Raw genomic sequence first — 11755 nt, forward strand, 5'->3', positions numbered from 1 at the left:
AGAAGTTAGGTGGGAGATAAACTGCCCGTAAAAGTTTGATTGATTCAACTAGCCACCCATCTAGAATCAATTCCTCAAGATGGGTGTTTCATGTTATTTCGGAGATACAACAACATGTCGATGTGGTTCTTTACCTTCAGACGTTGTAATCACATATGGATGATTCGAAAGTGCTTGATGTATAATTTTTCTTTCAAAAGAAGGCATCGGTTCTAACACAACCCTTTTTTTGGTGTTGCCCACTTGCTTTGCTAACCGAAGCGCAAGCGATTCTAACGTGTTTTTTCGTTTATCACGATAATTTTCAGCGTCAATTGTTACACCGATATATTGTTTCGTACTACGATTTGCAACAAGTTTTGTTACATATTGTAAAGAATTTAATATATTACCTCTTTTTCCAATTAATACACCAATATCACTACCAGAAAGCGTAAAATGAATCTCACGCCCTTTTACATCTGTTTCAACAGTTACATCAACATCCATTGCTTTTATGATACTTTTCAAATAAAGTTCTGCTTCTTCTACAGGATCTTTTGTTACAATGACCTCTACAATAGCAGGTCGTCCTCCAATAAACCCAAGAAAAGCTTTTTTTCCTTCATCAATGACATGTATCTCAACTTTATCTCTTGGTACTTGTAATTGTTCTAATGCAAATTGCACTGCCAGTTCGACGGTTTGTCCTTTAGCAGTAATCATACTCACTTACTTGATCCTCCTGCCTTACTAGCCTTAAGATCCGGCCCTTTGATCAAATATGTTTGAGCAATACCAAAGATGTTACCTACTACCCAGTAAAGAGATAATGCAGCTGGGAAGTTAATTGCGAAAACCAAAATCATGATAGGCATAAGCCAAAGCATCATTGCCATTTGTGGATTTTGCCCCGCAGTACCAGCCATTGCTAGCTTTTGTTGAATAAACGTTGTGATCGCTGCAACGATTGGAAGAATATAATATGGATCAGCATGACCTAAATCAAACCATAAAAAACTATGTTGTTTGATTTCTGCCGTTCTGATAATTGCATGATAAAATGCAAATAAAATTGGCATTTGAATAAATATTGGTAAACAACCTGCTAATGGATTGATGCCATGCTTTTGATACAATTGCATCATTTCTTGTTGCAACTTTTGTTGAGTTGCTTGGTCTTTAGAGCTATATTTCTCTTTTAATTTTGCCATTTCAGGTTGTAATACTTGCATCGCTTTCGTGCTCTTCGTTTGCTTAATCATTAATGGTAATAACGCAAAACGAATGATAAGAGTTGTAACAACAATCGCTAAACCATAGTTATTGCCAAATATGGTTGCAAAATACGTGATTAACTGAGAAAGTGGATATACGAAATATTCATTCCAAATCCCTGTACTTTGCGGTGTAATCGGCTGATTTGTTTGATTACAGCCAGCGGCAATTGCCATAACAACAATAAGCATAACTAGTAAGCCTATCTTTTTTTTCACAGCCTGCTCCTCCTTGTTTCGGTATGTATATTGTGTAATTCATTTTCCTCTTTTTCCGCCATTTTTTGCCCGTTTTACTCCCGAGCGTTGCAGAGCATGAATTAAGCTTTTCTTTAATTGTTCATAGTCCATGTCTGAACAAGGCTTCCTTGCTATTATAACAAAATCTTTCCCAGAATCTATCTCATCTTTTAATTCTGTAAAAGCCTGACGGATCATACGCTTAATGCGATTACGCATAACTGCATTTCCTATTTTTTTACTAACGGAAAGACCAATTCGAAAATACGGTTGATCAGGCTTCTCTAACTGATAGATAACAAATTGACGATTGGCATTTGATTTTCCATTTTGAAAAACAGCTTGAAATTCCTCATTCTTCTTTACACGATTCTTTTTCTTCATATCAATTGAACACTCCTGTATTTCGCCAGTGGAAAATTCATAATTACTAGAAAAAAAGACCACTGAACGATCAGTGGCCTACGCAGATAATACTTTTCTACCTTTACGACGACGAGCTGCTAGAACTTTACGTCCGTTCGCTGTGCTCATACGGCTACGGAAACCATGTACTTTGCTGCGCTTACGTTTATTTGGTTGATAAGTTCTTTTCATTATATGACACCTCCCTGAGGAATAACTGTTAAAGACAGTCCTATAAATTATAGTTAATTTGTTAGGAAAATGTCAATGCCTCTAGAAATTTTCATAAAATATTCATTTTCTCTCTATTCACAAGGTTGTTCACAGCGTATTCCATTTGTTGTGGATAATTTTTTTCGCCACTTTTTTCTATCCACAAATATTTTTTTGTTTTCACACAGTATATCGTACTGTGGACAAGTTTATTCCACAAGGTATTGATTTTGTGGATAACTTTCCGAATTACATTGCTATTGCTATCTTTTTTTGATATTATAGTTGTGTTTTCACCTTGAACAAGTTTTTAACAATTATTATTTATCCACAAAGTGTGCATAACTTGTGGACATGTATAATCACATGTGCATAAAAAGTTTTCCACAACGTGTTTTTTTGTCGAAAACTCTATTTCGGATTTTAAATGCTTTTTTCTTTTAAAAAGTGTTTCGTATAAATATACAGCGTTTTTCGCTTGCGTTATACAAATATTAAACACCCTGTTGTATCATCGTCTTTTGTAAAGGAGGGACACCTTTGGAAAATATTTCGGATTTATGGAATAGCACCTTAAAAGAATTAGAAAAGAAAGTAAGTAAGCCTAGTTATGAAACGTGGCTTAAGTCTACAAAAGCGTATTCTTTAAAAAAGGACGTTTTAACAATTACTGCGCCGAATGAATTTGCACGTGATTGGTTGGAATCCCATTATTCTGATCTTATTTCAGAAACAATTATTCATTTAATGGGAGCGGAACTTACAATTCGCTTTATCATTCCACAAAGTCAAACAGAAGAGGAATTTGACTATCCTCCTGTTCAAAAGAATAAAACAATGCATGGTGAGCCTAATCATTTCCCACAAAGTATGCTTAATCCTAAATATATATTTGATACCTTTGTAATCGGTTCTGGCAATCGTTTTGCCCATGCTGCTTCTTTAGCTGTGGCGGAGGCGCCCGCTAAAGCATACAATCCCTTATTTATTTACGGGGGAGTAGGACTAGGAAAGACGCATTTAATGCATGCGATTGGTCATTATGTCATCGAACACAATCCAAACGCAAAAGTCGTTTATCTATCATCTGAAAAATTTACAAATGAGTTTATTAATTCTATTCGTGATAATAAAGCAGTTGATTTTCGCAATAAATATCGAAACGTCGATGTTCTGCTTATCGATGATATTCAATTTCTTGCTGGAAAAGAACAGACGCAAGAAGAATTCTTCCATACGTTTAATGCATTACACGAAGAAAGTAAACAAATTGTAATTTCAAGTGATCGTCCACCAAAAGAAATTCCAACATTAGAAGATCGCTTACGCTCACGTTTTGAATGGGGACTTATTACAGATATTACTCCTCCAGATTTAGAAACAAGGATTGCGATTTTACGTAAGAAAGCAAAAGCTGAGGGGCTTGATATCCCGAATGAAGTTATGCTTTATATCGCTAATCAAATCGACTCTAACATTCGTGAATTAGAAGGTGCCCTAATTCGTGTTGTAGCGTACTCCTCTTTAATTAATAAGGATATTAATGCGGATTTAGCTGCTGAAGCACTAAAACATATTATTCCAAATTCAAAGCCAAAAATTATTTCAATTTATGACATTCAGAAGGCTGTAGGGGATATTTTCCAAGTGAAATTGGAAGACTTTAAAGCAAAAAAGCGCACAAAATCTGTCGCTTTCCCTCGTCAAATTGCAATGTATCTGTCTCGTGAATTAACGGATTCCTCTTTACCAAAAATCGGTGAAGAGTTCGGCGGACGTGATCATACTACAGTCATTCATGCCCATGAAAAAATTTCAAAGTTGTTAAAAACAGATACACAATTACAAAGACAACTGGAAGAAATTCGCGATATTTTAAAGTAATAATTAAATAATGTGAACAACGTGAATAACTATTCTTGTTTTACACACAGTCTATCCACATGTAGATAGACTGTTTTTCCGTCTTTTTATTAAGTTATCCACATATCCACAAGCCCTATTACTATTACTACTAATTTTTTATTATTATTAAATAAACTCAATTTTATACTTACCGGAGGTTTTCGATATGCATTTTTCAATTCAAAAAGACTACCTTGTCAGAAGTGTACAAGATGTAATGAAAGCTGTTTCCTCTCGTACAACAATTCCAATTCTTACAGGGATCAAAATTGTAGCAAATGAAGAAGGTGTTACATTAACAGGTAGTGACGCAGATATATCCATTGAATCTTTTATCCCAGTCGAAGAAGATGGGAAAGAAATTGTAGAAGTAAAACAATCTGGAAGTATTGTTTTACAAGCAAAATATTTCAGTGAAATTGTAAAAAAATTACCGAAAGATACAGTTGAAATTTCTGTAGAAAGTCATTTTATGACAAAAATAAAATCTGGAAAATCTGAGTTTAATCTAAATGGTTTAGATTCAGCTGAGTATCCATTATTACCACAGATTGAAGAACATCATGTATTTCAAATCCCAACAGATCTTTTAAAGCACATGATTCGTCAAACTGTATTTGCTGTATCTACATCAGAAACACGTCCGATCTTGACAGGTGTAAACTGGAAGATATATAACAGCGAGTTGACTTGCATTGCAACAGATAGTCATCGTTTAGCACTTCGTAAAGCAAAAATTGCAGGACAAACGATTGCAAATGAGTTTCAAGCTAATGTTGTGATTCCAGGAAAAAGTTTAAATGAATTAAGTAAGATTCTTGATGAATCAGAAGAGATGGTAGATATTGTTGTAACGGAGTATCAAGTTTTATTCCGTACAAAACATTTGTTATTTTTCTCTAGACTATTAGAAGGCAGCTACCCGGACACTACAAGACTTATTCCGCCTGATAGCAAAACAGATATTTTTGTAAATACAAAAGAATTTTTACAAGCGATTGATCGAGCGTCGTTATTAGCGAGAGATGGACGTAATAATGTTGTGAAATTATCAACTTTAGAAAATGAAATGTTGGAAATTTCATCGAATTCTCCAGAAATCGGAAAAGTAGTAGAAGAAGTTCAATGTGAGCAATTTACTGGGGAAGAGTTAAAAATTTCGTTTAGTGCAAAATATATGATGGATGCATTAAAAGCATTGGATAGTACAGAAATCAAAGTTAGTTTTACTGGTGCGATGAGACCATTTTTAATTCGTACTGTGAACGATGATTCCATTATTCAACTAATTTTACCGGTACGTACGTACTAAAATTATGGTGAGGGTTACTAGTGTGGATTTACTGGTAACCCTTTTGATTTCTCGCTATTACTTTCCTAATGCTTGTTTATTTAGTACAATGAAAGAATGAACACTTTTAGAAAGTGAGCGATTTATGATGAAACGTATTCAAATTTCGACAGAATATATTACATTAGGACAATTTTTAAAACTGGCTGACGTGATTGATACAGGCGGAGCGGTAAAGTGGTTTTTACAAGAGTATGAAGTGTATGTAAATAAAGAACTTGAAAATCGACGAGGCCGAAAATTATATACAAATGATATTGTTGAAATTCCGGAGATCGGAACATTTCAAGTTCAAGGATAAAGGGGGATCCCTTTGTATATTACAGAATTACATTTACAGAACTATCGCAATTATGAGAAGTTAGATCTTTCCTTCGAAGATAAAGTAAACGTAATTATTGGTGAAAATGCGCAAGGAAAAACCAATTTGATGGAAGCAATCTACGTATTAGCGATGGCGAAATCTCATCGAACTTCTAATGATCGTGAACTTATCCGATGGGATGAGGATTATGGTAAAATAAAAGGGAAACTACAAAAGAGAAACAACTCTTTGTCTTTAGAACTAAATGTTTCTAAAAAAGGGAAAAAGGCAAAGTTAAATCAACTTGAGCAACAAAAATTAAGTCAATATATTGGTGTGATGAATGTTGTTATGTTTGCACCAGAAGATTTAAATCTTGTTAAAGGAAGTCCTCAAGTACGAAGACGTTTTTTAGACATGGAGCTTGGACAAATAGCTCCTGTGTATTTGTATGAATTAAGTCAATATCAAAAAGTCCTTACACAGCGTAATCATTTGCTTAAAAAAATGCAAGGAAGCAGTAAAAGTGATGAAGCTATGCTAGATGTGTTTACAATTCAACTCGTTGAGCATGGTGTAAAAGTGTTAAAAAAACGTTTTGAATTTTTACGTCTATTACAAGAATGGGCAGCTCCAATTCATCAAGGAATTAGCAGAGGACTTGAAGAACTAGAAATAGTTTATAAACCAAGCATAGATGTATCAGAATCCATGGATTTGTCGAAAATAGAAGAAGTATACTATGAAAGTTTCCAATCTGTGAAACAACGTGAAATCTTCCGTGGTACAACCTTAATTGGTCCTCACCGTGACGATTTGCAATTCTTTGTTAATGGGAAAAATGTTCAAGTTTTTGGTTCGCAAGGACAACAACGAACGACCGCGCTTTCCCTAAAGTTAGCTGAGATCGAATTGATTTATTCAGAAGTTAACGAATATCCAATCCTTTTATTAGATGATGTGTTATCGGAACTAGATGATTACAGGCAATCACATCTGCTTAATACGATTCAAGGAAAAGTGCAAACGTTTGTAACAACGACAAGTGTTGATGGAATTGAGCATGATACATTAAAACAAGCAAAAACAATTCATGTAACGAACGGCACAGTGGATTGTGGAGAAGAAGATAAATAACTTCTGTCTAAATGGAAAAGTAGGTGATCTTTGTGTCAATGGAACAAAAGGAAATGCAAGAGAATGCATATGATGAAAGTCAAATACAGGTATTGGAAGGACTAGAAGCGGTTCGAAAACGTCCAGGGATGTACATTGGTTCGACGAGTGGAAAAGGTCTTCATCATCTTGTATGGGAAATTGTTGATAATAGTATTGACGAGGCATTAGCAGGATATTGTGATGAGATTAATCTAGCTATTGAGGAAGACAATAGTATTACAGTAACAGATGATGGTCGTGGTATTCCGGTTGGGATGCACGAGAAAATGGGTCGTCCCGCTGTAGAAGTTATTATGACAGTCCTTCATGCAGGTGGGAAATTTGGCGGCGGCGGTTATAAAGTTTCTGGTGGTTTACATGGTGTAGGTGCTTCTGTCGTAAATGCATTATCAACGGAGCTAGAGGTATTTGTTCACCGTGACGGGCAAATTCATTATCAAAAATATGAACGTGGTATTCCGGTTGCAGACTTAAAGGTGATTGGGGATACAGATCACACAGGAACAGTAACGCGTTTCAAACCAGATGCAGAAATTTTTACTGAAACTACGGAATATGAATTTGATACGTTAGCAACTCGTTTACGAGAACTAGCGTTTTTAAATCGTAATATTAAACTAACAATTGAAGATAAACGTGAGCATAAACAAAAGAAAGAATTCCATTATGAAGGCGGTATTAAGTCTTATGTTGAGCATTTAAATCGCTCTAAAGAGCCGATACATGAAGAGCCGGTATATGTAGAAGGTGCAAAAGATGGAATTCAAATTGAGGTTGCTCTTCAATATAACGAAGGATATACAACTAACATTTATTCATTTACAAATAATATTCATACGTATGAAGGTGGTACGCATGAAGTTGGATTTAAAACAGCATTAACACGTGTGATTAATGATTATGGCCGGAAAAATAATATTTTAAAAGATGCTGATAGTAATTTAACGGGTGAAGATGTTCGTGAAGGTTTAACGGCTATTGTATCCATTAAACATCCAAATCCGCAATTTGAAGGGCAAACGAAAACGAAACTCGGAAATAGCGAAGCGAGAACAATTACAGAATCAGTTTTCTCTGAAGCACTTGAAAAGTTTTTACTTGAAAACCCAAATGTCGCTCGAAAAATTGTAGATAAGGGAACGATGGCAGCTCGCGCACGTGTGGCGGCGAAAAAGGCTCGTGAATTAACGCGAAGAAAAAGTGCACTAGAAGTATCAAGCTTGCCAGGAAAACTTGCAGATTGTTCTTCTAAAGATCCTTCTATTAGTGAAATTTATATCGTAGAGGGTGATTCTGCGGGTGGTTCAGCAAAACAAGGGCGTGATCGTCATTTTCAAGCAATTTTACCGCTTAAGGGAAAAATTATTAACGTCGAAAAAGCTCGTTTAGATAAAATTTTATCAAACGATGAGGTGCGTACAATTATTACTGCGCTTGGTACAGGTATTGGCGGAGACTTTGATATTGAAAAGGCGCGTTATCATAAAGTTATTATTATGACGGATGCTGATGTCGACGGTGCTCATATTCGCACCCTATTATTAACGTTCTTCTACCGTTATATGCGTCAAATTATTGAGCACGGTTATATATATATTGCACAACCGCCATTATATAAAGTGCAACAAGGTAAGCGAGTTGAATATGCTTACAACGATAAAGAACTTGAAAGTATATTAGCGGAAATTCCGAAACTACCAAAACCAGGTATTCAACGCTATAAAGGTCTTGGAGAAATGAATCCAGCGCAGTTATGGGAAACAACAATGGATCCAGAAATACGTTCACTTCTTCAAGTTTCGCTTCAAGATGCAATCGAAGCGGATGAAACATTTGAAATTTTAATGGGTGATAAAGTTGAACCACGTCGTAACTTTATCCAAGAAAATGCAAAATATGTGAAAAACCTTGATATTTAATGACTGATGACAGGAATCGGAGTATTCCTGTCTTCTACGTATAAATGAACATGATATATCGATCGGAAATGTAATGAGGAGGTGCTGGTTGATGTCAGACAACCAACAACAAGGCCGAATTCGAGAAATTAATATTAGCCAAGAAATGCGTACCTCGTTTTTAGATTATGCGATGAGCGTTATCGTATCTCGTGCACTGCCAGATGTTCGTGATGGATTAAAACCTGTTCACCGCAGAATTTTATATGCGATGAACGATTTAGGGATTACTGCTGATAAGGCGTATAAGAAGTCTGCGCGTATTGTTGGTGAAGTAATTGGTAAGTATCATCCACACGGTGATTCGGCGGTATATGAAACAATGGTGCGAATGGCCCAAGACTTTAGTCAACGTTATATGCTAGTAAATGGACATGGTAACTTCGGTTCTGTCGATGGTGATTCGGCGGCTGCGATGCGTTATACAGAGGCAAAAATGTCCAAGATTTCTATGGAACTATTGCGTGATATCACAAAAAATACAATTGATTATCAAGATAACTATGATGGTTCGGAAAGAGAACCGATTGTATTACCTGCGCGCTTTCCTAATTTATTAGTAAATGGTGCAACAGGTATTGCGGTTGGGATGGCAACGAACATTCCTCCGCATCAGCTTGGTGAAGTAATTGATGGGGTATTAGCGTTAAGTCATAATCCGGAGATTACGATTGCGGAATTAATGGAGTATATTCCCGGCCCAGACTTCCCAACAGCTGGTCAAATTCTTGGACGAAGTGGAATTCGAAGAGCGTATGAAACAGGGCGTGGTACAGTAATTCTTCGTGCAAAAGTAGAAATCGAAGAGAAGGCAAATGGGAAACAATCTATTATTGTGACTGAACTACCATATCAAGTGAATAAAGCAAGATTGATTGAAAAGATTGCGGAGCTTGTTCGAGACAAAAAGATTGATGGTATTACAGATTTACGTGATGAATCAGATCGAACTGGTATGCGTATCGTTATGGAATTACGACGAGATGCTAATGCAAATGTGTTATTGAATAACTTATATAAACATACAGCACTTCAGACAAGCTTTGGTATTAATATGCTATCGCTCGTAAATGGAGAACCGAAAGTATTAAATTTAAAAGAATGTCTATATTATTACCTGGATCATCAGAAGGTCGTTATCCGTAGACGTACTGCATATGAATTAGAGAAAGCGGAAGCTCGTGCTCATATTTTAGAAGGTTTACGCATTGCGTTAGATCATCTTGATGAAGTAATTACTCTAATTCGTAATTCGAAGACAGCAGACATTGCAAAGCAAGGATTAATGGAACGTTTTGGCTTAAGTGAAAAGCAAGCCCAAGCAATTTTAGATATGCGTTTGCAACGTTTAACAGGGTTAGAGCGTGAAAAAATCGAACAAGAATATCAAGAACTACTTGCATTGATTGCGGAGTTAAAAGCAATTCTCGCAGATGAAGAGAAAGTTCTTGAAATTATTCGTGAAGAATTAACAGAAGTTAAAGATCGCTTTAATGATACACGAAGATCAGAAATTACAATTGGCGGTATGGAAGCAATCGAGGATGAAGATTTAATTCCAGAGCAAAACATTGTAATTACACTTACTCATAATGGGTATGTAAAACGATTACCAGCTTCTACGTACAAAACGCAAAATCGTGGCGGACGTGGAGTTCAAGGTATGGGGACGAACAATGATGATTTTGTAGAACATTTGTTAACAACATCTACACATGATCATATTCTATTCTTCACAAATAAAGGGAAAGTATACCGGACGAAGGGATATGAAATCCCAGAGTATAGCCGTACAGCTAAGGGTATACCGATTATTAATTTATTAGAAGTAGATAAAGATGAATGGGTAAATGCGATTATCCCAATCCGAGAATTCAGTGATGACCATTACTTATTCTTTACGACGAAACAGGGTATTGCAAAAAGAACACCACTTTCATCGTTTGCTAACATACGTAATAATGGTTTAATTGCAATATCACTTCGTGAAGATGATGAAGTTATTTCTGTTCGATTAACAACAGGCGAAAAAGATATGATTGTGGGAACGAGTAACGGTATGTTAATTCGCTTCCATGAACAAGATGTTCGCTCGATGGGACGTAATGCAGCGGGTGTGAAAGCTATTACGTTAGGTGAGGAAGATCAAGTAGTTGGCATGGAAATCGTTGAAGATGAAATGGATGTTTTAATTGTAACGAAAAATGGTTATGGCAAGCGAACGCCAGTTGAAGAATATCGCCTCCAAAGCCGTGGGGGTAAAGGACTTAAAACATGTAATATTACAGATAAGAATGGTAAGTTAATTGCTGTTAAGTCTGTAAATGGTGAAGAAGATATTATGCTGATTACAGCAGCGGGTGTTTTAATCCGTATGCCGGTTGATCAAATTTCTCAAATGGGACGTAATACACAAGGTGTTCGTTTAATTCGTTTAGAAGGCGAGCAAGAAGTAGCAACGGTAGCAAAAACACAAAAAGAAGATGAAGAAGAGATACAAGAAGATCAAGAAAGCTCAGAAGAATAAGGGAACTTCCCTTATTCTTTTTTTTATAAAAAGGGCTTGCGTAGGAGAAGCAAAGTCTATATAATAGGCAGAGTCAGCAATTCGTTGAAACAAAATGTTAAAACAATTTGTTGACGAACATGAAATGTTATGTTATATTATGAAAGTCGCCAAAACGCGACATTGAACTTTGAAAACTAAACGAAACAAACAACGTGAAACGTCAATTTTTATTTATGATGCTAGACAAACACTTTATTGGAGAGTTTGATCCTGGCTCAGGATGAACGCTGGCGGCGTGCCTAATACATGCAAGTCGAGCGAACCGATTAAGAGCTTGCTCTTAAGAAGTTAGCGGCGGACGGGTGAGTAACACGTGGGTAACCTGCCTATAAGACTGGGATAACTCCGGGAAACCGGGGCTAATACCGGATAACA

The 11755-nt window shown here is 36.1% G+C and carries 10 protein-coding genes and 1 rRNA gene; 7 read left to right on the plus strand and 4 right to left on the minus strand.

Features of this window, described 5'->3' with window-relative positions; all coding sequences use genetic code 11:
• Window positions 1-93 precede the first annotated feature (93 nt).
• The 4 genes from jag to rpmH form a co-directional block, all read right to left on the minus strand.
• Window positions 94-711 carry an RNA-binding cell elongation regulator Jag/EloR gene (gene jag, locus BR72_RS14050; protein WP_035433821.1) on the minus strand — a complete coding sequence of 206 codons (618 nt, stop codon included), beginning with the start codon at window positions 709-711 and terminating at the stop codon, window positions 94-96.
• The gene (gene spoIIIJ, locus BR72_RS14055) at window positions 708-1475 is read right to left on the minus strand and encodes a YidC family membrane integrase SpoIIIJ (RefSeq protein ID WP_035433823.1); all 768 of its coding nucleotides are present in this window, start codon (window positions 1473-1475) and stop codon (window positions 708-710) included. Before spoIIIJ ends, jag begins: the two co-directional genes overlap by 4 nt.
• 39 nt (window positions 1476-1514) lie before the next feature.
• On the minus strand, window positions 1515-1880 hold the full coding sequence (gene rnpA / locus BR72_RS14060; RefSeq protein WP_035433825.1) for a ribonuclease P protein component: 366 nt from the start codon (window positions 1878-1880) through the stop codon (window positions 1515-1517).
• 78 nt (window positions 1881-1958) lie between these two features.
• Entirely contained in the window at window positions 1959-2093 is a 135-nt protein-coding gene (rpmH, locus tag BR72_RS14065) for a 50S ribosomal protein L34 (RefSeq protein ID WP_000831901.1), read from the minus strand.
• A 561-nt stretch (window positions 2094-2654) separates the two neighbouring features.
• On the opposite strand from rpmH, the gene dnaA reads away from it, so the two are divergent.
• From dnaA to BR72_RS14100, 7 genes are all read left to right on the plus strand, one after another.
• Window positions 2655-3998 carry a chromosomal replication initiator protein DnaA gene (gene dnaA / locus BR72_RS14070; protein ID WP_035433827.1) on the plus strand — a complete coding sequence of 448 codons (1344 nt, stop codon included), beginning with the start codon at window positions 2655-2657 and terminating at the stop codon, window positions 3996-3998.
• Between the two features lie 187 nt (window positions 3999-4185).
• Window positions 4186-5331, plus strand: a complete 1146-nt coding sequence (gene dnaN, locus BR72_RS14075; RefSeq protein ID WP_035433830.1) for a DNA polymerase III subunit beta — start codon at window positions 4186-4188, stop codon at window positions 5329-5331.
• 127 nt (window positions 5332-5458) lie between these two features.
• Window positions 5459-5671, plus strand: coding sequence for a S4 domain-containing protein YaaA (gene yaaA, locus BR72_RS14080; protein ID WP_035433842.1), 213 nt, complete (start codon window positions 5459-5461; stop codon window positions 5669-5671).
• 12 nt (window positions 5672-5683) lie between these two features.
• Entirely contained in the window at window positions 5684-6811 is a 1128-nt protein-coding gene (gene recF, locus BR72_RS14085) for a DNA replication/repair protein RecF (RefSeq protein WP_035433831.1), read from the plus strand.
• 38 nt (window positions 6812-6849) lie between these two features.
• Window positions 6850-8772 (plus strand): DNA topoisomerase (ATP-hydrolyzing) subunit B, encoded by a 1923-nt coding sequence (gyrB, locus tag BR72_RS14090; RefSeq protein WP_035433833.1) that lies wholly within the window; start codon window positions 6850-6852, stop codon window positions 8770-8772.
• A gap of 91 nt (window positions 8773-8863) precedes the next feature.
• A complete protein-coding gene (gyrA, locus tag BR72_RS14095) occupies window positions 8864-11338 on the plus strand; it encodes a DNA gyrase subunit A (protein ID WP_035433835.1) in 2475 nt (824 codons plus the stop codon).
• Window positions 11339-11572: 234 nt separating this feature from the next.
• Window positions 11573-11755 (plus strand): 16S ribosomal RNA (locus tag BR72_RS14100); the annotation flags it as partial.

This window comes from Bacillus sp. UNC322MFChir4.1, from assembly GCF_000746135.1.
GTDB lineage: Bacteria > Bacillota > Bacilli > Bacillales > Bacillaceae_G > Bacillus_A.

Bases quoted from the DNA above. Each gene is read 5' to 3' on its own strand.
- rpmH (WP_000831901.1), bottom strand. From the start codon at position 2,093: ATGAAAAGAACTTATCAACCAAATAAACGTAAGCGCAGCAAAGTACAT.
- gyrA (WP_035433835.1), top strand. From the start codon at position 8,864: ATGTCAGACAACCAACAACAAGGCCGAATTCGAGAAATTAATATTAGC.
- dnaN (WP_035433830.1), top strand. From the start codon at position 4,186: ATGCATTTTTCAATTCAAAAAGACTACCTTGTCAGAAGTGTACAAGAT.
- gyrB (WP_035433833.1), top strand. From the start codon at position 6,850: ATGGAACAAAAGGAAATGCAAGAGAATGCATATGATGAAAGTCAAATA.
- yaaA (WP_035433842.1), top strand. From the start codon at position 5,459: ATGAAACGTATTCAAATTTCGACAGAATATATTACATTAGGACAATTT.
- rnpA (WP_035433825.1), bottom strand. From the start codon at position 1,880: ATGAAGAAAAAGAATCGTGTAAAGAAGAATGAGGAATTTCAAGCTGTT.